At 63.7% G+C, this 21973-nt stretch carries 13 protein-coding genes and 3 pseudogenes; 1 reads left to right on the top strand and 15 read right to left on the bottom strand.

Annotated features, from left to right (window positions below):
- Nucleotides 1-10: 10 nt before the first annotated feature.
- The 5 genes from FBY21_RS07365 to FBY21_RS07345 all read right to left on the bottom strand — a co-directional run bounded on the left by FBY21_RS07365 (nucleotide 11) and on the right by FBY21_RS07345 (nucleotide 7909).
- A complete protein-coding gene (locus FBY21_RS07365) occupies nucleotides 11-253 on the bottom strand; it encodes a YheU family protein (protein ID WP_044406564.1) in 243 nt (80 codons plus the stop codon).
- 47 nt (nucleotides 254-300) lie between these two features.
- A complete protein-coding gene (locus FBY21_RS07360) occupies nucleotides 301-3054 on the bottom strand; it encodes a hybrid sensor histidine kinase/response regulator (protein WP_142009891.1) in 2754 nt (917 codons plus the stop codon).
- Between the two features lie 62 nt (nucleotides 3055-3116).
- Nucleotides 3117-4310: an osmoprotectant NAGGN system M42 family peptidase gene (locus tag FBY21_RS07355; RefSeq protein ID WP_142009889.1), complete on the bottom strand. Its 1194-nt coding sequence runs from the start codon at nucleotides 4308-4310 to the stop codon at nucleotides 3117-3119.
- A 60-nt stretch (nucleotides 4311-4370) separates the two neighbouring features.
- Nucleotides 4371-6134 carry an N-acetylglutaminylglutamine synthetase gene (ngg, locus tag FBY21_RS07350; protein WP_142009887.1) on the bottom strand — a complete coding sequence of 588 codons (1764 nt, stop codon included), beginning with the start codon at nucleotides 6132-6134 and terminating at the stop codon, nucleotides 4371-4373.
- A gap of 5 nt (nucleotides 6135-6139) precedes the next feature.
- A complete protein-coding gene (locus tag FBY21_RS07345; protein WP_142009884.1) occupies nucleotides 6140-7909 on the bottom strand; it encodes an N-acetylglutaminylglutamine amidotransferase in 1770 nt (589 codons plus the stop codon).
- Between the two features lie 210 nt (nucleotides 7910-8119).
- Here FBY21_RS07345 and FBY21_RS07340 point away from each other — a divergent pair.
- Nucleotides 8120-8376: pseudogene (locus tag FBY21_RS07340) on the top strand (transposase); the annotation flags it as partial.
- A gap of 502 nt (nucleotides 8377-8878) precedes the next feature.
- On the opposite strand, the gene FBY21_RS07330 reads toward FBY21_RS07340, so the two are convergent.
- From FBY21_RS07330 to FBY21_RS07295, 10 genes and pseudogenes are all read right to left on the bottom strand, one after another.
- On the bottom strand, nucleotides 8879-9541 hold the full coding sequence (locus FBY21_RS07330) for a hypothetical protein (protein ID WP_142009882.1): 663 nt from the start codon (nucleotides 9539-9541) through the stop codon (nucleotides 8879-8881).
- Nucleotides 9542-9986: 445 nt separating this feature from the next.
- Nucleotides 9987-10466 (bottom strand): annotated as a pseudogene (locus FBY21_RS29865) (RHS repeat-associated core domain-containing protein); the annotation flags it as partial.
- 588 nt (nucleotides 10467-11054) lie between these two features.
- Nucleotides 11055-13850, bottom strand: a complete 2796-nt coding sequence (locus FBY21_RS07320) for an RHS repeat-associated core domain-containing protein (protein WP_222119519.1) — start codon at nucleotides 13848-13850, stop codon at nucleotides 11055-11057.
- A gap of 19 nt (nucleotides 13851-13869) precedes the next feature.
- On the bottom strand, nucleotides 13870-14505 hold the full coding sequence (locus FBY21_RS29860) for an RHS repeat protein (protein ID WP_160158576.1): 636 nt from the start codon (nucleotides 14503-14505) through the stop codon (nucleotides 13870-13872).
- A 270-nt stretch (nucleotides 14506-14775) separates the two neighbouring features.
- Nucleotides 14776-15147: pseudogene (locus FBY21_RS30205) on the bottom strand (DUF6531 domain-containing protein); the annotation flags it as partial.
- A gap of 288 nt (nucleotides 15148-15435) precedes the next feature.
- The gene (locus FBY21_RS07310) at nucleotides 15436-16983 is read right to left on the bottom strand and encodes a DUF6531 domain-containing protein (RefSeq protein ID WP_142009877.1); all 1548 of its coding nucleotides are present in this window, start codon (nucleotides 16981-16983) and stop codon (nucleotides 15436-15438) included.
- A gap of 551 nt (nucleotides 16984-17534) precedes the next feature.
- Nucleotides 17535-17702 (bottom strand): hypothetical protein, encoded by a 168-nt coding sequence (locus FBY21_RS29345; protein ID WP_160158575.1) that lies wholly within the window; start codon nucleotides 17700-17702, stop codon nucleotides 17535-17537.
- A gap of 195 nt (nucleotides 17703-17897) precedes the next feature.
- Nucleotides 17898-19859, bottom strand: coding sequence for a bifunctional tRNA (5-methylaminomethyl-2-thiouridine)(34)-methyltransferase MnmD/FAD-dependent 5-carboxymethylaminomethyl-2-thiouridine(34) oxidoreductase MnmC (gene mnmC, locus FBY21_RS07305; protein ID WP_142009874.1), 1962 nt, complete (start codon nucleotides 19857-19859; stop codon nucleotides 17898-17900).
- Nucleotides 19860-19944: 85 nt separating this feature from the next.
- Nucleotides 19945-20832 (bottom strand): 3-hydroxyisobutyrate dehydrogenase, encoded by an 888-nt coding sequence (gene mmsB / locus FBY21_RS07300; protein WP_142009872.1) that lies wholly within the window; start codon nucleotides 20830-20832, stop codon nucleotides 19945-19947.
- A 31-nt stretch (nucleotides 20833-20863) separates the two neighbouring features.
- Nucleotides 20864-21967 (bottom strand): enoyl-CoA hydratase/isomerase family protein, encoded by a 1104-nt coding sequence (locus FBY21_RS07295; protein WP_142009870.1) that lies wholly within the window; start codon nucleotides 21965-21967, stop codon nucleotides 20864-20866.
- Nucleotides 21968-21973: the final 6 nt, after the last annotated feature.

The raw sequence follows: 21973 nt of genomic DNA, 5'->3' as shown, positions 1-21973 counted from the left end.
AGCCGGCGCATCACTCGTCCTCGTCTTCCACCAGCAGTTCCCTGGGCACTTCGCTGCGCAGCATCAGCTGGCATTGCTGGCTGTCGGGGTCGAAGAGGATGACCGCCTGCTTCTTCTCCAGGGCCTTGCGCACGCGGGCGACGCGGGTGTCGAGCGGGGTCTCGTCGCCGTTGTCGGTGCCGTCGCGGGTGACGAAGTCCTCGATCAGCCGGGTCAGGGTCTCGGGTTCCAGCAGGTGGTGGGGGATGAGCATGGGCGGGTCTCGTGGAGCGGGGGCGCGATCGTAGCACCTGTGGCCGTTCAGCTCTCGTCTTCCACGCGCTGGCGCGCCAGGTGGCGGTCCAGGGTGGTGTAGAGCTGGTGGGCATCGAGGGGCTTGCCGAGGAAGTCGTCCATGCCGGCGGCGGCACCGGCTTCGCGGTGTTCGTCGAAGATGTGCGCGGTGAGGGCGACGATGGGCACCGGGGCCAGGTGGCGGTTGCGCTCCAGCACGCGGATGCGGCGGGTGGCCTCGAAGCCGTCCATCTCCGGCATTTCGCAGTCCATCAGGATCAGCGAGATGCCCTGCGGGTCGCGCTCGTACTCGGCCACGGCGGCCACGCCGTTGGCCACGGTGCGCACCCGGTAGCCCTGGCGCTTGAGGAAGCCCTGGACCACCAGCTGGTTCACCGGGTTGTCCTCGGCCACCATCACGCAGGGCGCGCGGTCCGCCTCGGGGTGCTGAGGTGCCGGTGCGGGCGCAGGCATGGCCGGTTGTTCGCGGTACAGGTCGAGCAGGGCCTGGCGCAGCGGCAGCACCGCCAGCGGCTGGGCCATGGCCAGCAGGTGCAGGCCCTCGCTGGGGGGCAGGTTCTGGCACTGTTCGGGCGGGCACAGCAGCAGCACGCGCTGGCCCTTGGCGAGGCTGGGTCGCAGGCTGTCGAGCCAATGGGTGACGCTGCCTGGCCAGGGGGCCATGAGCACCAGCAGCGGCGGCACGGCGAAGTCTTCCAGGTAGTCCCGCAGGCGCTCCGGGTCCTGGCAGCGCTCGGTGCGCATGCCCCAGCGGCCCAGCAGGCGGCCGAGGGTGTCCAGGCCGAGGCCGTCGAGGGAGGTGAGCAGGGCGGTGCGGCCGTTCAGCAGGGCCGGCAGCTCGTCGGTTTCCTCCACGGCCTGCAGGGGCAGGTCGAAGGAGAACCGGGTGCCCTGGCCGGGGGTGCTCTGCACTTCGATGCGGCCGCCCATCATCTCCACCAGTTCCTTGCTGATGGCCAGGCCCAGGCCGCTGCCGCCGTAGCGGCGGGTGGTGCTGGAGTCACCCTGGGCGAAGGAGTCGAACAGGTGGGAGAGGGATTCGGTGCGGATGCCGATGCCGCTGTCGCTGATGGCGAACACCAGGCGCGGTTCGCCCAGGCTGTTGTTGCGGCGGCTGACGTTGAGGGCGACGTGGCCTTCGGCGGTGAACTTGAGGGCGTTGCTCAGCAGGTTCATGAGGATCTGCTTGAGCCGCGTGGGGTCGCCCTGGACCCGCCGGGGCACGCCGTTCTCCAGGCTGACGTAGAGGCGCAGGCGCTTGTCCAGGGCCTGGGCGGTGAACAGGCTGAGGGCGTCGGAGACCAGTTGCTCCAGGTCGAACTCGATGTGCTCCAGGGTCAGCTTGCCGGACTCGATGCGGGCGTAGTCGAGGATGTCGTTGATCACGGCCATGAGCGCGGTCCCCGAGCTGGAGATGGTGTCGACGTAGAAGCGCTGGGTGCGGTCCAGCGAGGTTTCCTTCAGCAGGTGCAACATGCCCAGCACGCCGTTGAGCGGGGTGCGGATCTCGTGGCTCATCTTGGCCAGGAAGCGGCTCTTGGCGCGGCTCTCGACGTGGGCCTGCTCGGCGGCCTGGCGCGAGCGGTAGCCTTCTTCCTTGAGGGTGTTGATGCGGTCGGCGAGGCCGATGGAGAGGGTGATCAGCTCGATGGTGACGCCGATCTTCACCGCGGTGGCGCCGAAGATGCCCAGCACCTCCACGCCCAGGGAACCGGTGGTGGCCTGGATGAAGGCGAACAGCATGATCCCCCAGGCCAGGGTGTAGTAGGAGCCGTAGCGCACGCCGCGCCGCCAGACGTAGACGCCGGTGGCCAGCAGCAGCAGGGACACCGCCGAGACGGTGAGGCTGGCGAGGATGTTCCAGGTCGGCAGGCCCACCAGCGGGGCGGAGGCGAAGGCCAGCAGGGTGAGCAGCATGGCGCCGCGCAGGCAGTTGTCCAGGCGCGGGAAGTAGGCGCGTGCGTGGAGGAAGTGGCGGCTGAACTGCACGGCCGTGAGGCAGTGCAGGTACATGAGGATGTAGATGCTCACCGACTGCAGCGCGACGTGTTCGGGCAGCAGCTTGAACAGCATGCCGTCGAAGCAGGCGGCGAGCAGGCCGACGTTGAGGTTGTAGGCCAGGTACCAGAGGTAGGCGGACTCGCGCAGCGAGAGGTAGAGGAACAGGTTGTAGAAGAACATGGCGAACAGCACGCCGTAGAAGGCGCCGTTGAACCCCATGAAGTTCTCCTGGGCGGCGGCGCTGGCGCCGTAGGTGCTGAAGAACAGCGGCAGGAATAGCGTGCTGGTGCTCTCCACCCGCAGCAGCACGGTACTGACCCCCGGCTGCACCTCCAGGGGGAACCAGAAGTTGCGCACCTGCACCGGGCGCTGGGCGAAGGCGAAGCTGTCGCCGGTTTCCTGCTCGCTGACGCGGCCGTCGGGGCCGTAGGCGTAGAGGCGGATGTGGTCCAGCAGCGGGTAGTTGACTTCCAGGTAGCCGGCCACCGGGTGGGGGCGGCTGTTGACCAGGCGGACCTTGAACCACCACACCGAGGCGTTCTTGCCCAGGTTGGCGTGCTCGCCGTGGACGGGGGTGAAGGCCTCGTCGGGCAGCTGGCGCACCCGCTCGGCGCCGAGGCTGCCGTCGGGGTCCTCGACATAGGCGGCGAAGGGGCTCAGGGACAGGCGTAGTTCATCACGGTCGAGGGGGGCGCCCTGCAGCGCCCAGACCGGTCCGATGACGCACAGGAGCAGAAGCGCCAGACAGAGGCGAGGCATCCGTTGACCTCGTAGTTGTTATCGCCCGTGGCCTGGCACTTTGCCCGTATGCGCGATGGCCTTCAAGCGTCGTTTTCGCCCTTGCCGAGGAGGCTGCCGACCGTCGGTACGCGGGTGTCGTTCTCCATCTGCGCACTGTGCTCCAGCTGGTGGCTGAACGGCTCCAGGGAGTGCTGCGCGGTGTTGGCGTCGCTGGCGAACACCGGCGGGCTTATGAGGTAGGCGCCGAGCAGGCGGGCCATGGCCTCCAGGCTGTCGATGTGGGTGCGCTCGTAGCCGTGGGTGGCGTCGCAGCCGAAGGCCAGGAGAGCGGCGCGGGTGTCGTGGCCGGCGGCGATCGCCGACTGGGCGTCGCTGTGGTAGTAGCGGAACAGGTCGCGACGAACTGCCACGGCGTTCTGCTCGGCCAGCTTCAGCAGGTGCCGGGAGAGGTGGTAGTCGTAGGGGCCGGAGGAGTCCTGCATGGCGACGCTGACGGCGTGTTCGCTGGAGTGCTGGCCGGGCGCGACGGGGGCGATGTCGATGCCGACGAATTCGCTGACGTCCCAGGGCAGGGCACCGGCGGACCCGGAGCCGATCTCCTCGGTGATGGTGAACAGCGGGTGGCAGTCGATGGGCGGCACCAGCCGCGCCTCGCGGATCCCCTTGAGGGCGGTGAGCAGGGCGGCGACGCCGGCCTTGTCGTCCAGGTGGCGGGCGCTGATGTGGCCGCTCTCGGTGAACTCCGGCAGCGGGTCGAAGGCGACGAAATCGCCGATGGACACGCCCAGGGACTCGCAGTCGGCGCGGGTCGAGCTGTAGGCGTCCAGGCGCAGTTCCACGTGGTCCCAGCTGATGGGCATGCTGTCCACTTCGGTGTTGAAGGCGTGGCCGGAGGCCAGCAGCGGCAGCACGCTGCCGCGGATCACCCCGGTTTCAGTGAATACGCTGACCCGGCTGCCCTCGGCGAAGCGGCTGGACCAGCAGCCCACCGGGGCGAGGGCCAGGCGGCCGTTGTCCTTCACCTGGCGGACGATGGCGCCGATGGTGTCCAGGTGCGCGGCCACGGCGCGGTCGGGGCTGTTCTGGCGGCCGGCGAGGGTGGCGCGGATGGTGCCCCGGCGGGTCAGTTCGAAGGGGATGCCCAGCTCATCCAGGCGTTCGGCGACGTAGCGCACGATGGTGTCGGTGAAGCCGGTGGGGCTGGGGATGGCGAGCATCTCCAGCAGCACCTTCTGCAGGTAGGCGAGGTCGGGATCGGGAAGGGTCTGGCTCATGGTGGCTCCTCTGTGGGGCATGCGGGCCGGGGCGCCGGTGGGGGCCGGCGCCCGGCACGATCAGGGGGTGCCCGGTTGGCGGCTGAGCGGGAACAGCAGGTCGACGAAGCGTTCGGCAGTGGGTTGCGGCTGGTGGTTGGCCAGGCCGACCCGTTCGTTGGCTTCGATGAAGACGTAGTCGGGCTGGTCGGCGGCGGGCACCAGCAGGTCCAGCCCTACCACGGGGATGTCCAGCGCGCGGGCAGCGCGCAGGGCGGCATCGGCCAGGGTCGGGTGGAGCACGCCGGTGACGTCCTCGAGGGTGCCGCCGGTGTGCAGGTTGGCGGTGCGGCGCACGGCCAGGCGCTGGCCGGCGGGCAGTACGTCGTCGTAGCCGTGCCCGGCGTCGCGCAGGGTGCGCTCGGTCTCCGCGTCCAGCGGGATGCGGCTCTCGCCGCCGGTGGCGGCCTGGCGTCGGCGGCTCTGTGCCTGGATCAGGGCGCGGATGCTGCGCTGGCCGTCGCCGACCACTTCGGCCGGGCGGCGCAGGGCGGCGGCCACCACCTCGAAGCCGATCACCACGATGCGCAGGTCCATCCCCGCGTGGCAGCTTTCCAGCAGCACGCGGCTGTCGTAGCGACGGGCCTCGGCGACGGCGGCTTCGACGTCCTCGATGCGGCGCAGGCCGACGGCGACGCCCTGGCCCTGTTCGCCATCCACCGGCTTGACCACCAGGGTGCCGTGCTCGGCGAGGAACGCGGCGTTCTCCTCGCGGCTGCCGGCCAGGCGCTGGGCGGGGAGGTTGAGGCCGGCGCGGGCGAGGGCGCGGTGGGTGAGGGTCTTGTCCTGGCAGAGGGTCATGCTCACGGCGCTGGTCAGGTCCGACAGCGACTCGCGGCATCGCACGCTGCGGCCACCCTGGCTGAGGGTGAAGAGGCCGGCGGCGGCATCGTCCACGCGCACTTCGATGCCGCGCCGGTGGGCCTCGTCGACGATGATGCGGGCGTAGGGGTTGAGGGTCTGCTCCGGGCCGGGGCCGAGGAACAGCGGCTGGTTGATGCCGTTCTTGCGCTTGATGGCGAAGGTGGGCAGGTCACGGAAGCCGAGCTTGGCGTAGAGCGCCTTGGCCTGGCGGTTGTCGTGCAGCACCGAGAGATCCAGGTAGGCGAGGCCCCGGCTCATGAAGTGCTCCACCAGGTGGCGCACCAGCGCTTCGCCCACGCCGGGGCGGGCGCATTGCGGGTCCACGGCCAGGCACCAGAGGCTGGAGCCGCCTTCCGGGTCGTGGAAGGCCTTGCGGTGGTTGAGCCCCATCACGCTGCCCACCACCTGGCCGCTGGCGGAGTCCTCCGCCAGCCAGTAGACCGGACCGCCCAGGTGGCGTGGGGTGATGGCGGTCGGGTCCACGGGCAGCATGCCGCGGCTGCGGTAGAGCTGGTTGATAGCCTGCCAGTCCTCGTCGCTGTGGGCCCGGCGGATGCGGAAGCCACGGAAGGCGCGGCGTGCCGGGCGGTAGTCGGTGAACCACAGGCGCAGGGTGTCGGAGGGGTCGAGGAACAGCTGCTGCGGCGCCTGGGCCAGCACCTGCTGGGGCGCGGCGACGTAGAGGGCGATGTCGCGCTCGCCGGGGCTTTCGGCCAGCAGCTCGCGGGCCAGGCTGGCCGGGTCGGCATAGGTGTGGCCGAGCAGCAGGCGGCCCCAGCCGCAGTGCAGCATCTGCACCGGGTCGTCCGGGGGCGTCTGGTGTTCTTCCGCCAGGCGTGCCTGCAGGCGCTCGTAGGAGGGAGCCTGGCCGCGCATCAGGCGCTGGCTGTGCAGGTAGGGCTGGCCGGTGTGGGCTTTCATGTCGTTCAGATTCCCTGTTCGTTGAGCCAGAGGTTGAGGGCCGCCAGTTGCCACAGGCGCGAGCCGCGCAGCGGGGTGAGGTCCTCCTCGGGGTGGGCCAGCAGCCGTTCCAGGCTGGCGCGGTTGAACAGCCCGCGGTCGTTGCCGCCTTCCAGCAGCAGCTCGCGCACCCAGTCGCGGGTGCGGCCCTGCAGGTGCTTGAGGCCGGGCACCGGGAAGTAGCCCTTGGGCCGGTCGATCACGGCGTGGGGGATGACCTGGCGGGCCACCTCCTTGAGCACCTGCTTGCCGCCGTCGCCCAGCTTGAAGCGCGACGGGATGCGCGCCGACAGCTCGGCCACGCGGTAGTCGAGGAACGGCACGCGGGCTTCCAGGCCCCAGGCCATGGTCATGTTGTCGACCCGCTTCACCGGGTCGTCCACCAGCATCACGGTGCTGTCCAGGCGCAGGGCCTTGTCCACTGGGTCGTCGGCGCCGGAGCGGGCGAAGTGTTCGCGGACGAACTCGCCGGCCAGGTCGCCGGTCTGCCAGGCGGGCATCACCGTGTCGCGGTACTCGGCGTGGCTGCGGTCGAAGAAGGCGTTGCGGTAGGTGGCGAACGGGTCGCGGCTGTCCACCAGCGGTGGGTACCAGTGGTAGCCGCCGAACAGTTCATCCGCGCCCTGGCCGCTCTGCACCACCTTGCAGTGCCGGGACACCTCGCGGGAAAGCAGGTAGAAGGCGATGCAGTCGTGGCTGACCATCGGCTCGCTCATGGCGCGGAAGGCCGCCGGCAACTGCTCGATGATCTCGTGCTCGCCGATGCGCAACTGGTGGTGGCGGGTGCCGTAGTGGCGGGCGATGAGGTCGGAGTATTCGAACTCGTCACCACGCTCGCCCCCGGCGTCCTGGAAGCCGATGGAGAAGGTCAGCAGGTCCTTCACGCCGGCTTCGGCCAGCAGACCCACCAGCAGGCTGGAATCCACCCCGCCGGAGAGCAGCACGCCGACGTCGCGGGCGGCGCGCTGGCGGATGGAAACGGCCTCGCGCAGGCTCGCCAGCAGGCGGTCGCGCCAGTCCGCCAGTTCCAGCCCGGCTTCGTCGGCATCGTGGCCGTAGGCGAGGCTCCACCAGGTGGCCTGGTCGCGGTTGCCCTGGGCGTCGACCATCAGCCAGGTGGCGGGCGGAAGCTTCTCGATGCCCTTGACCAGGGTACGCGGCGCCGGCACCACGGCGTGGAAGCTGAGGTAGTGGTTCAGCGCCTCGGGGTCGAGGCTGCCGTCGATGTCGCCGCCCTTGAGCAGGGCCGGGAGGCTGGAGGCGAAGCGCAGGCGCTCGCCGGTGCAGGACAGGTACAGCGGCTTGATGCCGAGGCGGTCGCGGGCGAGGAACAGACGCTGGCTGCCGGGCTCCCAGATCGCCAGGGCGAACATGCCGTTGAGGCGCGGCAGCATGTCCTTGCCCCAGGCATGCCAGGCCTTGGCCAGCACCTCGGTGTCGCCGCTGGAGCGGAAGTGGTAGCCCAGCGCCTGCAGTTCTTCGCGCAGCTCGGGGAAGTTGTAGATCGCGCCGTTGAAGCTGATGGCCAGCCCCAGGTCGGGCTCGACCATGGGTTGGGCGGAGCCATCGGACAGGTCCATGATCTTCAGCCGACGGTGGCCGAGGGCGACCGGTCCCTGGCTGTGGAAGCCCCAGGCATCCGGCCCGCGCGGGGCCATGTGGTGGGTGATGCGTTCGACCGCAGCCAGGTCGGCGGGTCGGTTATCGAAACGTAGTTCTCCAGAAATGCCGCACATAGTTCCTTACCGGTGTGTCCGTTGGGGAGGGTGCACCGCGAGGGTGCATAGAGGTCCGACAGGGGTATGTGCGATCGGTTCAGATCGATTGGTTATATGGTTGGCGGAGGTGGTGGCGCTTCTGTGGGCGTTGCTGAGCTTAGGGAAACTCCGTAAAAGGCCCGACCGGCTTGCTGAAATGACGTCCCCGCAGAATCTGAGCTTTGCCGCATGACCCAGATGAGCTTTTCCGATTCCGAGTACGTCGGCAAGCGCAAACAGACCCGTAAGGAGCTGTTCCTGATCGAGTAGATCAGGTGGTGCCGTGGAAGGGATTGATTGCCTTGATCGAGCCGCACTACCCAAAGGGTGAAGGCGGCCGCCCGGCCTACCCGTCGATGACGATGCTGCGGCTTCATCTGATGCGGAATTGGTTCGGCTACAGCGACCCGGCGATGGAAAAAGCGCTGTACGAGACGACCATCGTCCTGTCGAACCTATGGATGGCGCGCCGGAATTTGCTGACTACAGCAGGAGAGGTACGCCTGTAATACGGGAAATCGCTGTTGCGAGGTGCTCACGGCGGCTAAAAACTCAGGCTTCGATATGGCTGTAGCGCTGATCGAGCACCAGACCAGCGGCCTCTCGTTTGAATTCGGGCGTAAAGGAACGATGTTGTTTGGTCATCAGACACCTCTCTATGACGAACATTCTCGCCCTAAATGAGTGTCCGGGATCAGTAGATCACTACAATCTGCGCCTATTTCATTAATTCTATCCCGCTCATCCGGAGTAAAGTCGCGATCTGTACTCTTTCATGTAGGCGCTGCGCCAACCTTAACACCGTGCCGGTCTCACTTGAACCGAAAAAATCCGGGCGGGTTGCTAGGGGATTTGATGCAGTTCGTATATATGTGTTTCGTGGTTATGGAGGATGACGCTACGATTTAAGCGTAAATCGTAGCGTTTTTTGGGGAGGCAGGAGCTACTCTAGTTTTTCAGATCTTTTCCGCTGTTCTGAAGTAAGGCCAAGATGTCTTTTGCATGACTTTCAGCTTGGGCGAGCTTTTCGTCTGAGAGAGTGGCCTTGATCTCGGACACTAGCTTTCTAATATGTTCTAGTTCGCGGCCTGTTAGCTTATTTATATTTTTTTCGGCAAACGCAAGCCCAAACGGAATGCTGGAGTTTTCTGTGCCTGCCCAGCTTATGGAGTAATCCAAGAAGTCCGCTAGCCTTGGGTATATCTCTCCGTGTGAATTTTTAAAGAAATCAAAATACCATTTGTTAATTGCGCCATTAAGGGTGGATATTTTGTATTTTACGGCCGTCTTCGCCGTCCATCCGGCAATGTTAATGTTTCCTTTCTCTGCTTCTTTGATGGCGAATGCGAGCCCCGCATACTGCTCATCTTTTGCTGATAGCATCTGCAGATATAACCATGTTAGATCAGGGTCCTCTCTCAATGCCCCATCCTTAGCTATGGAGAATGCCTTGTCGCCTTCTCCACAGCTCCAGAGTTCAAGTGCACTAGAAATAGACTCTGTTGCGGCGCTCGGGCACTTTGGAGACATAGGTGTCATGTTGTCGCTAGGGTCGTTACTGGTGCAACCCATGATGAAGATGGTAAAGATGCAAGAGAGGAAGGCTCTCATTGTGGGGCTCCATTATAGAAATCTCTCCAATACCCGGGCCTTGTGAGGTCGGGGCGGTCAGGGGCTCCTTCGGGATAAGGTGTTTCATGAATCCAGCGATTCGTATCGTTATATTCTGTCCATAATTTTTCCGTGGGGGCCTTGGATCTTCCGCTCCAAGTCCTAGAAACGATTGGGCAATAGGGTTGTCCCCGTGACCTGTCTCGCAGGATTTAAATATTACTGGCATATCACTGGTGCATCCGAGGGATTCAAGAAGTGCTTTGAGTCGTGCAAGATCCTCGGGCGTGTTCAAGTACAATTTTGGCTGCGCGCCCCTTCCATCTAGAACCGATGTGGGCGATCCATGGGCGTATATTACGCAGGCATTGGGAATTTCAGGATCTCCCAGAGCTCCCTGATGTTGCTTCGGATCGCTCTTAGGATTGAAGAGAATTACCTTCTTAAGCCCGAGCGGGTCAACGAAGCTCAGTGGGTTGCCCTCCACATACCCATAGATATTCAGCCCCCCATCCAACCCAATCGGATCACTCTCCACATACCTCCCGGTCTCCGGGTCGTAATCCCTGAAGTAGTTGTAATACAGCCCACTGTGCGCATCGGCGACCTGCCCGGGGAAGCGCAGGATCACGTCGATGGTGCTGCCGTGGTTGTTCGGCTGCCCCACGCCAAAGGCATCGCTCGGCCAGCTCCACACCAGGTTGCCGCCCTAGTTGGTGGCCAGGCGCGGGGTGTTGAGGTGGTCGCTGTGCAGGTAGGTGAGGGTGGTGCTGGTGACGGTTGTGCCGGCAGCGTCGTAGGTCAGGTCGATCTGGGCGATGGGCAGGCTGTCGAGCCAGACGTAGTAGCTGGCTTTGCTCTTCTTGCCGTTGCTGGTGTAGCGCACTTGGCCGTCGGAGCCCCAAGGCACTAAAAGGTAAGCTGTAGCTGGCAGCTTGAAAATTCATATGACCGCCAGTTAAAGCGTTTGCGCTTAAATGTCTAGCCTCCATTAATTTTGATATTGCTCCGATAGCTATTGAGTCATGATAGAGGTCTAGTGCGTATATTCGTGAATAAAAATTATTTGGCGGATTGTTTCTCGATTATGGAGCTTAAAAGATATGTGGCGCCCCAAAAAATAGCTCCGTAAATCCAGTCGCCAATGATTAAGACATAGACCATGGTTTCGTAAATGTACTTGGGGGGGCTACCCGATAGCCTTTCCAGTACGAGGCTTGCGCCCTCGGCTGAAAAGAATCCACTATACAGTAAAGAATATGCAAAAATATAGCCTGATAGCGATGAGGTATATCCGATGAGAATACTGAAAAGTATGGAGTGTCGTCGTTTTTTTTGAGGCTCTAAAGATGACCATAGCGTCAGCAAGGTGAGCGTGATCAAGAATGCGAGTCGATAACCATCATTGTATGGATATCTCTCAATTCGAGAGGGTATGAAGATCCATATAAATAATGAAATCACGAGCAACAAGCAACCAAGCGTCAAGTATCGGTATGTGCTCTGTTTCAAGTTATTTCCCTTTCAAGCTTTCAAGCTGATCGGCCAGTCCCCAGGGTAATTGCGTAGGTACAATTCTATTGAAAGGGCCAATTCCGTGTATGACTAAGGATGTGTGCTGTGCACAACTAAGGGCTCCCGGAGTTGGCATTCCCAGTATTCTTCTGGCTATTTCTTCTTCCTCTTCTGGTGTTGTGTTGAATGTATACGTTTTCGTATTGGGCCCGTATTCTCCTAGGTGGTTAAGGTATTTATTCAGATCTGCTTCATCACCTTCAAATACAGGGCCTGGATTGGTTAGGTACCTCTGACCCTGACTGCACGGGTCACACTCATAGTACCTATAACCTCCGTTGGGGTCATATAGCATTTCCTTGCCGCGAGGGTTTGTAATGTGTACTGCAGTATGGTCAATACCATCTGAAGTATAAATAACTGTAGTTGCTAGCCCTAACGAATCACTATAGCCAAGCGGATTACCTAGAACATACCCGTAGGTGTTCAGCCCCCCATCCAGCCCAATCGGATCACTCTCCACATACCTACCCGTCTCCGGGTCGTAATCCCTGAAGTAGTTGTAATACAGCCCACTGTGCGCATCGGCGACCTGCCCGGGAAAGCGCAGGATCACGTCGATGGTGCTGCCGTGGTTATTCGGCTGCCCCACCCCGAAGGCATCGCTCGGCCAGCTCCACACCAGATTGCCGCCCTGGTTGGTGGCCAGGCGCGGGGTGTTGAGGTGGTCGCTGTGCAGGTAGGTGAGGGTGGTGCTGGCGATGGTGGTGCCGGCGCTGTAGGTCAGGTCGATCTGGGCGATGGGCAGGCTGTCGAGCCACACGTAGTAGCTGGCCTGGCTCTTCCTGCCGGCGGTGGTGTAGCGCACCTGGCCCATGACCTGGCCGTCGGGGCCGTAGAGGTAGGTGTAGGGGGTGCGGGCGGTGCCCTGCTGGACCTCCTTGAGCACCCGCTGGCCGAGAGCGTTGTAGGCGTAACTGGCGATGGGCGTGCCAGCGTCGTCGGTGACGGCGTTGAGGCGGCCCTGGTCATCGTAGGTGTAGCGGCGGCTCTGGCTGTAGCGGGTGTAGTGGCCGGCAGCATCGGCTTCGACGGCGTAGCTGGAGCTGCGCTGGGCGAGGCGGTTGCTATCGGGGGCGTAGCGCAGGCTCTGCTTGGCGGTCTGCGCTTCGGTGCCATTCGTGGTGGCGTAGGTGGTGCGGCTGGTGCGGTTGCCGGTGGCGTCGTAGGCGTAGGCCTTGCGGCTGTCGGCGGCCTTTTCCTCGGTCAGGCGATCGAGGGCGTCGTACTGGTAGTCGAGGCTGCCGAACAGGCTGTGGGCGTGGGCGGTGATGTTGCCGTTGGCGTCGTGGCTGTACTGGCTCTGCCAGGTGCCGACCTGCTGGGCGGTGAGCTGGTAGTCCTGGTCGTAGGTGCGGTTGAGGACGATGCCGTTGTTCCAGGTGAGGCTCTTCAGCGGTCCGAAGGGGGCATAGGCGATCTGGCTGGCCAGGGGCGTGGGTGTGGCGCTGCCCACTGCAAACCCCACCTGGCTGACCTGGCCGGCGGCGTTGCGGCTGTAGTGGATGCTGAAGCCGGCGGGGTAGTCGATGCGCACGAGGTTGTTGGCGGCGTCGTAGGCGTAGCCGAGGGTATCGTACTGATCACTCCCCAACACGGACACGGAGCGCAGTTGCTGGATGAGGTTGCCGCGCTCGTCGTACTGGTAGCCGAGCACGCCGCTGGCGTCCTGCACGGCGGTGAGGCGGCCGACGCCTTTGTTGCCGTTGGCGGTCATGTCGTAGTGGTACTGGACGTTGAGCGCGGGGGTGGCGGGGTACTGGCGGGCGATGAGGCGGTTGAGGGCGTCGTAGCGGTAGGTGGTGACGACGCCCCGGGCATCGGTCTTCTGGATGACGTTGCCGGCGGCATCGTGCTGGAAGGTGGTGGTGCCGGTGTCGGGGCTGATGAGTTTGGTGAGGTTGCCGAGGCCGTCGTACTCGTAGCGGGTGGTGACGCCGCGCGGGTCGACCACCTGGGTGAGGTTGTCCTGGGCGTCGTAGGTCTGGGTGGTGACGCCGTTGAGGGCGTCGGTGCTGGAGACCAGGCGGTCGAGGGCGTCGTAGGCGCGGGTGCGGCTGAACTGACGCGGGTTGGTGTCGGTAGTGGGGTTGTCGTTGAGGTCGTACTGCTGGCTGTGGGTTTGGCCATTGGCACCGACCGAGCGCAGCAGGCGGCCGAGCTCGTCGTACACCCACTGTTGCTGTTGGGTGAGGTTGTTGGTGGCGTCCTTGATGCGCTGGGCGGTGCGATTGCCCATGGCGTCGAGGTCGAACTCCACCTGCTCGTCGAGGTTGTTGGTGATTTTGGTCAGGCGCCGGGCATCGTCCCAGGTGTAGGCCAGCCAGCTGCCGTCCGCGCGGGTGACCCGGGTGATCTGGCCGATGGCGTCGTGTTCGAAGGTGGTGGTGCTGCCACCGACGCTGACCGAGGCCAGCCAGCCTTGGGGCGTGTAGCCGAGGGTGGTGGTGACGCCGTTGGGGTCGATGACGGTCTGCGGGTTGCCGTAGCTGTCGAAGCCGGAGAGCTGGGTGACGTGGCCGAGGGCGTTGGTGACGCTGGTGAGGTGTCCCTGGGCGTCGTAGGCGTAGCGGATGATGTCCTGGACATCGGTGCGCGGGCCGTCGGCGGTTTCGATCTGGCCGGCGGCGGTGTAGGTGTAGCTCCAGCTGCGCGAGGCGGCCTGGAGGCCGGTGGCGGCGAGGGTGCTGACCAGGGCGAGCGCGAGGACGCTCAGGCGGTGCAGGGGGTTCATGGGCAAGTCCTTGTGCGGATCAGCGCTGGCTGACGCTCTGGCTGAGTTGGCGTCCTTGGTCGTCGTAGCGGTAGGTGGTCACACGGTCCGGTTCGGTGACGGTGAGCGGCAGGAACAGGGTCGGGTGCCACTCCGTAATGACGGTACGGGCCTGGGGCGTGCCGTAGGCTTCGGTGCGGGAGACTTCGAGGCCACGCTCGTTGTAGTCGAAGGTGGTGACGTGGCCCTTGTTGTCGGTGCGGGTCTTCACCAGGCCGCGGTCGTCGTAGGTGAAGGTGGCGTTGCTGTTGGGGCAGTTGGCCGAGGGTTCGCCTTCGATGGCGGTGATGCGCCGGATGCCCTGGATGGTCTGGAAGCGGTAGGTGGTGCGCTTGCCGAGGGCGTTGGTGACGGTGGAGGAGCCGTCGGCGTTGTAGGCCACGGTGACCTTTTCCGCACCGCCGGCGTGCTCGCTGGAGATGGCCCGGCCCTGGTCGTCATAGGTCCAGGTGGCGTAGCGGATGCCGCGTTCGTCGGTGATGCCGGTGAGGAGATTGGGGTTGCGGCTGTCTTCGTAATGATAAGTCTGACTGGAAACAACGGAGTCTCGGGTAGTTGTTACAGCGGTCAGCCTTCTTATGGAGTTGTATGTGTAGCTGACTGAAGTTCCGCCCATTGAAAATTGCTTGGGCTGATACTCAGCATCTTGTCGAAGAGTGGCCGTATTGCTGAAAGAATCGGTAATGGTTATGAGAGCGTCGAAGTATGTCAGAGCTCGCCATTGGCCATTTTTTTCGGTGATTCTTGAAAGCCGAAGTGCCGAGTTGAAAGCATATTTGGTGCCGCTGGGCTCTTCGAAGGTCCATTCCTCCCCTTGGCGGGTGAGTATGCCGCTAGCAGCTATGCCATAGCTATTCACGCCATCCTGTAGCTGGAATTTGGTTTCGCGGCCGTCCGCGCGGACAAGAATCAAAGAGCTTCCATATTTCTCTAGATGGGTCGAGTAGCTGTGTCGCCATACACCATCAGCGCTATTGTAAATTCTTATAAGGCTGATGAGTGAGTTGCTTGCAGTTGGGGCGTCTACGATAGACTGGACCTTGTTTCCAATAGATATATTTATTGGGTTTCCCTTGCGGTCACTCGGGATTGCACAGGCCAAGTCAACAGGTGGTAGGCCTTTATTGGCATCCAGTAGTGGGCTGCTGCATTTATACGAAATAGTGTCATAGGACGCACCAGGTGGGCAGCTATCGCCACCAAGATAAACAAGGTTGTTGGCGCGGGATGGTGTTGTCCCGACGAAGTAGCCAAGCATCTCTACTATGTAAGTTCCTTCTCGTACATAATCGATGCTTGTTATGGAGTAATTGCTGTAATAGTCTCTGTCATTTTCTGTATAAACAGAAAGTACCGCTTGGGCTGCCGCATCGCGTGAGGGGAATTTGTCGAATCCGTAGATGGGTGCCCACCAATAGAAGTACTCTGCTTTGGCGTTAGAGCATAAAAGAAGTAAAGCAAGCATGGCGCCGGCTTTAAATGGAAAGCGGGTCTGCACTTTAGATCATCCTTGTCTGCATGGTTCTTGGGTTGACTATGGCAGCACTCAGCGCTGGGTAGTGGCTTGCCCAGTCAGTCTTCCCTGTACGTCATAACTGTAACGGGTGGTTCGGTCAGGTTCTGTGATGGTCACCGGCAGAAATAGAGTCGGGTGCCACTCCCTAATAACGGTGCGGGCCTGGGGCGTGCCGTAGGCTTCGGTACGGGACACCTCGAGGCCACGCTCGTTGTAGTCGAAGGTGGTGACGTGGCCCTTGTTGTCGGTGCGGGTCTTCACCAGGCCACGGTCGTCGTAGGTGAAGGTGGCGTTGCTGTTGGGGCAGTTGGCCGAGGGTTCGCCTTCGATGGCGGTGATGCGGCGGATGCCCTGGATGGTCTGAAAGCGGTAGGTGGTGCGCTTGCCGAGGGCGTTGGTGACGGTGGAGGAGCCGTCGGCGTTGTAGGCCACGGTGATCTTTTCCGCACCGCCGGCGTGCTCGCTGGAGATGGCCCGGCCCTGGTCGTCGTAGGTCCAGGTGGCGTAGCGGATGCCGCGTTCGTCGGTGATGCCTGTCAATAAACCAGGGTCTTGAGGAGCTTCGTAGTGATATTGACGGCGTTGTGTAACCCCCCCGCGCTCATAAAGAACTTCAGTAAGGCGAGATCCATCATAAATGTATTTTATTGTGTTGCCATTTTTGCTCGCGGATAAGATTTGTCCCTGCGCATCCTCTGTATAGCTGATCTGATTTCCTTGGTCATCAGTCACTCGTGTTTCGTACTCAGAGTAAGAAAGGGTGTGGCTGTCGCCCGACATATAGACTCTGCGGATTAGTTGGCCGCTGTTACTGAAGTAATAAAGTCCAGATGCTTGATTTGAATATAGCCATTGGTTATCTAGTTTTGTTAGTTGGCCTTGTCCTGTTTTTTTGCTGGTTGTGGAGGGGGTTTTAATATTGAATACAGACTCTCTCCCGGTTTCTAGTTTAACCATTGCAAGCCCGGCTCCAAGAGTAAGTCTTGCTGAATAATTGTGCTGCCATACTTTTTCGTGGCTGTTGTAGTGTCTTGAAAGTTCTGGTCCAGAGGTTGTTTTTATGTCGGTTTCTTTCTGGTATTTGTTGCCATTGGCTATGTTTATTGGGTTTCCTTTGCAGCTTTTTGGTGAATTAGAGTCTTCTGTTGAGGAAGGGCCTGATTCATCATCTGCTGGTCTGCATTTTCCGCGAAGCTCGTCATAGCTATAATTATTGCTGCATCCATTTCCGGTGCGATATATCCAAGCGTAGCTCCAGCCGTCACTCCAATCCCTACCGTTCCAAGTCATTCTCTCCTTCATTTCACACAGGTATGCGACAACCGGGCCGTTCTCTGGACCATTCCCAGCATCAATGCGAGTCCATACTTTTAAGTTGTAAAATGAGAGTTTATATATATTGCTTTCAGACTTTCTTATGTATTGGCTGCAGGCGCTGTTTGGTGAGCTGGCACCAGTTAAGCTTGGGAATACAGCGTTTCTCTGATATAGCGACCAAGCGAAATCCTCTGCCTTGAGTATCTGGAATGGATGGGTGAGAAATAAAATCGTTACTAGGGTTTGGAGATTTGCTTTCATTTATTTCTATCCATCTAATATGGTGGTCACTGTTTGGTTTGTGGTTGCTATTTTTAAAAATTACTTTCTTGTAACAGTTGAGGCTTGTCATTCGGCCGGGTTTAGTGATTGTCATTGGTAGAAGCAGAGTCAAGTGCCGCTTCTTAGTGATGGTACGTAGTCGGAGCGTGCCAAAGGCTTTGGTACGGAATGTCTTGATGCCCTGCTTGTTGTAATTGGAGTTTGTGAAGTTTCCCTTGTTGTAGATCCGGCTCTTCACTAGGTCACGGTAGTCATAGGTGAAGGAAAACTGCTGTTGTGGAGACTGGCCGAGGTCTTGCCCTCGACAGCGGTGACGCACGCCCCCCTAGAGGGGCTGGAAACTGGAGACGGTGCTCGTGCCGAGAGCTTTGGTGACAATGGAGGAACCATCGGCGTTGTAGGCCAAAGAGACCCTCTCCGCACATGGCAATATGTTCACTGGAAACGGCATGACCGGTGCGGCACATACCGCATTCGTCAGAGACTTCGATAATTAGGTTTTTGGTAAATGGCATCAGGACTTCCTTGTCTCAGAAGGACAGGGCATCCCGCCCTGCGATGCGGCAGTCAACCAATATCCCGGCCGTGTTGCCAGCCCATTTTCCGATTTCGTGATCGGCTCCCACTGCTTTGGCAAGCACCGAAGGAGCCTTCAGCGTTTTCTGATCGGCTCCGAAAACCAAGGCGTAGGACGCCACTGACCCCACCTTGTACGTTCACCTTCGCGTGGTCGCCCCATTCCACAGGTGATGACGGGTTCGTATGCCCTTGGCTCCAGCCGCTACCCCGCTTCTACGCCGCTCAGTCCCTCTCCAACCTCACCCGCGCAAAGTTGTTCGACCCCAGCGGGTTGAGATGAGCCCCGGCAGGAACCGCAATGGGCTTTCCCGGAGTCACTGCCCCCTGATCAACCGGCGCAGCAGGAAGCGGTTGGGGTGGCAGGCTTCGGCGACGTCGCGGGGGAGGGGCAGGGGTTCGTCGTCGAGCCAGGCGGCGAGCAGTTCGCCGGCCAGGGGGGCGGTGATCAGGCCGCGGGAGCCGTGGCCGCTGTTGAGGTAGAGCCCGTCGAGCCAGGGGGCGGGGGTGTCCGGCACCTGCCGGGCGTCGCGGGCGAGGACGGCGTAGGCCTCGGCGAAGGCGTCGGCGTCGCACAGCGGGCCCACCAGGGGCAGGTAGTCCGGCGTGGTGCAGCGGAAGGCGGCGCGGCCCTGGAGCTGCTCCGGGTCCAGTTGGTCGACGTGCAGGCGGGTGCCGAGGTCGGTGGAGATTTCCCGCAGCAGGTCGAGGTTGCCGGCGTGTTCGGCGGCGGTGGGGGCTAGGTCCTGGCTGTGGAAGTCGAAGCTGGCGCCGAGGGTGTGCTCGCCGTGGCGCACCGGGGCGACATAGCCCTCGGCACAGACCACCGTGGCCAGCGCGGCGCTGGCGGGGGTGGCGGGCAGGCGGGTGATCTGCCCGCGGATGCGCTTGAGCGGCATGCCGGTGGTCTGCGGGAAGCGCAGCACCTCGGCAGCGCCGGCCAGCACCACCACGGGCGCCTCGGCCAGCACGGCGTCGCCGGCGCGGGCCTGCCAGGTGCCGTCCTGGCGCACCAGCTCCAGGGCTTCCCGGTGCAGGGCGTGTTCGATGCCTGGCTGGGCGGCGAGCCAGCGGCACAGCGCTGGCGGGTGGACCCAGCCGGCCTCGGGGTAGAACAGGCCGCCAGCGGGGAGGGCGATGCCGGCCAGGGCTTGTGCCTCGGCCTGGTCCAGGGCGCGCAGCAGGCCGCTGGGGAAGGCCCGGGCGAGGGCAGCCTGGCGTTCGCGCTCCTTGTCTTCGAAGGCCAGCTGCAGCACGCCGCAGGCTTGCCAGTCCTCATTGGCCTGCAGGTGTTCCAGCAGGCGCCGGGTATGGCCGAAACCGCTGACGATGAGCCGCGAAAGGGCGGTGCCGTGAGCCGACAGCTTGAGGTAGAGCACGCCTTGCGGGTTGCCGGAGGCTTCTTCGGCCAGGCCGGCGTGGCGCTCCAGCAGGGTGACCTGCCAGCCGCGCGCAGCCAGGCTGGCCGCACTGGCGCAGCCGGCCAGCCCGCCGCCGATCACCAGCGCGCGGCGCGGCCCCTGGTGGGCCGGCGGGCGGGCGTACCAGGGGCGTTCGGCGGCGACCGGTGCGGCGTTGTAGCGGCCCCGGGTCATGTGCCACTTCTTGCCGAAGCCGGGGGTGCGCTTGATGTCGAAACCCACCGCCTGGAGGCCGCGACGGACGAAACCGGCGCTGGTGAAGGTGGCCAGGGTGGCGCCGGGTGCGCTGAGGCGGGCGAGTTGGGTGAACAGCTCGGGCGACCACATCTGCGGGTTCTTGGCCGGTGCGAAGCCGTCGAGGAACCAGGCGTCGATGCGCGCGTCCAGCTGTGGCAGGCATTCCAGGGCGTCGCCCACCAGCAGGGTCAGCACCACGCGGCCGCCGTCCAGCAGCAGGCGCTGAAAGCCGGGGTTGATAGCGCGGTACTGCTGCAGCAGTTCATCGCCGAGGGGGGCAAGGGACGGCCACAGCGCCAGGGCGCGTGCCAGGTCGGCATGGGCGAGGGGGAATTTCTCCACGCTGACGAAGTGCAGGCGGGCGCTGGCCGGGGCCTGCTCGCGGAACAACTGCCAGGCGCAGAGGAAGTTCAGGCCGGTGCCGAAGCCGGTCTCGCCGATGACCAGGCGACCGCCTTCGGGCAGCGCGGCGAAGCGCTCCGGCAACTGGTTGCCGTCGAGGAAGACATGGCGGGTCTCGGCCATGCCGGATTCGGGGGAGAAGTAGACGTCGCCGAACTCGCGGGACAGTGGCTGACCCTGCTCGTCCCAGTCGAGCAGGGCGTGATGGAAGTCGGACATGGGGCGCCCCGGTTGTAACGAAGCGCGCATGGTAGCCGATCGCATCGGCGCGGTGCGCTGCGGCAGGTCGACGCCTGCCCCGGCATCACTCCGGGGCGAACAGCTGCTGCACCACGGAGAAGTCCTGGCGGCCCTTGCCCTGCTTGAGCAGCAGGCGGTAGAGCTGCAGCGCCAGGGCGCCCATGGGGGTGCTGCTGGCGCTGCGGCCGGCGGCGTCCTGGGCCAGGCCGAGGTCCTTGGCCATCAGTTCGGCCATGAAGCCGCCCTGGTAGCCGTTGCTGGCGGGGGCGTTGGGCATCACCCCCGGCCAGGGGTTGTAGCGTTCCAGCACCCAGTTGCCGCCGGAGCTCTGTCGCATGATCTCGGCCAGCACGGCGGGGTCGAGCTGGTTGGCGACGCCGAGGGCCATGGCTTCGGCGGTGGCGATCATCTGCACGGCGAGCACTTGGTTGTTGCACACCTTGGCCACCTGGCCGGCGCCGGCCGGGCCGGCGTGGAACAGGTTGCGCCCCATCAGCGCCAACAGCGGACGGGCCCGCTCCAGGGCCTCGGCCTCGCCGCCGATCATGAAGGTGAGGGTGCCGGCGGCGGCGCCGGCGGTGCCACCGGAGACCGGCGCATCGAGCAGGGCGATGCCGCGTTCATGGGCGGCGGCATGCACGCGCCGGGCGGCCTCGGGGGCGATGGTGGAGCACTCCAGCACCAGGGTGCCGGCGGGCAGCCCGGCCAGCAGGCCGTCGTCGCCCAGGTAGAGGCCTTCGACGTGGTGGCTGGCGGGCAGCATGCTGACCACCACCTCGGCGCCCTGGACGGCGTCCCGGGCATCGACGGCGGCCTTGGCCCCTTCGGCCACCAGTTGATCCATGGCGGCGCGGACCAGGTCGAAGACCTGCAGCGCATGGCCGCCCTTGATGAGGTTGCGGGCCATGGGCAGGCCCATGTTGCCGAGACCGATGAAGGCGATTGTTGTCATTGTCGTGCTCCTTGGGTCGCGTGGGAGGGGGTTAGAGGTCCGCCAGGGGGTGATCGCCCTCCCAGGTGGGCTCGAAGTGGGCTTCGATCACGTTGCGCGGCACGCTGTCCACGCTCGGCCAGTGCCAGCGCGGGGCGTTGTCCTTGTCGATCAGGCGGGCGCGCACGCCTTCGGGGAATTCCGGGTGGCGGCAGCAGTTCAGGCTCATGGCGTATTCCATGCGGAACACCTCGGCCAGGGAGCGGTGGCGGGCGCGGCGGATCTGCTCCCAGACCAGGTGCCCGGTGAGCGGGCAGCCGGCGACCAGGGTGCGGGCGGCGCGGGCCAGCAGGGCGTCTTCGTCGTGCTGCAGGGCAGCGATGGCGTGCCAGGCGGCGGGCAGTTCGGCCACGTCCAGCAGGTCATCGAGGCGGGCCCGGCGCGGCAGCCACTGGGCCTCGGGCAGCTGCGGGCGGGCGCTGGCTTCCAGGGCCCGCAGCAGGCTGGTGAGCTGGGCGCCGCTGTGCTCGCGCCAGTTGAGCTGGGCGAGGCCGTCCAGCAGGGCCTCCTGCTGCTCGTCCAGCAGGAAGCGGTCGGCCAGGCCCAGGTCCAGCGCGTCACGGGCGTTGATGCCGCTGGCGGTGAGGCCGAGGAACAGGCCCAGGCGCCCGGGCAGGCGAGCGAGGAACCAGCTGCCGCCGACGTCGGGGTAGAGGCCGATGTTGACCTCCGGCATGCCCAGCCGGCTGGAGGGGGTGACGATGCGGATCGCCGCGCCCTGCATCAGGCCCATGCCGCCGCCCAGCACGTGGCCGTGGGCCCAGCAGATCAGCGGCTTGGGGTAGGTGTGCAGGCGGTGGTCGAGGCGGTACTCGTCGGCGAAGAAACGCGCCGCCAGCGGCGGCACTTCGCCAGGGTGCTCGCGGCAGGCTTCCGCCAGCCGGCGCACGTCGCCGCCGGCGCAGAAGGCCTTGGGCCCGCTGCCGCGCAGCAGCACGCAGACCAGGTCCGGGTCGTTGGCCCAGGCGTCGAGGCGGGCCTCCAGCGCTTCGATCATCGGCAGGCTGAGGGCGTTGAGGCTGGCCTCGGCGTCCAGGGTGGCGATTCCGATGCGCGCGCCGTCGCGGCCGTGGCGCTCTTCGAATTTCACGTTCATGGCATC

Origin of the sequence: Pseudomonas sp. SLBN-26, assembly GCF_006715895.1 — a bacterium.
Lineage (GTDB): Bacteria > Pseudomonadota > Gammaproteobacteria > Pseudomonadales > Pseudomonadaceae > Metapseudomonas > Metapseudomonas otitidis.
This window is presented reverse-complemented; position numbering and strand designations above follow the sequence as displayed.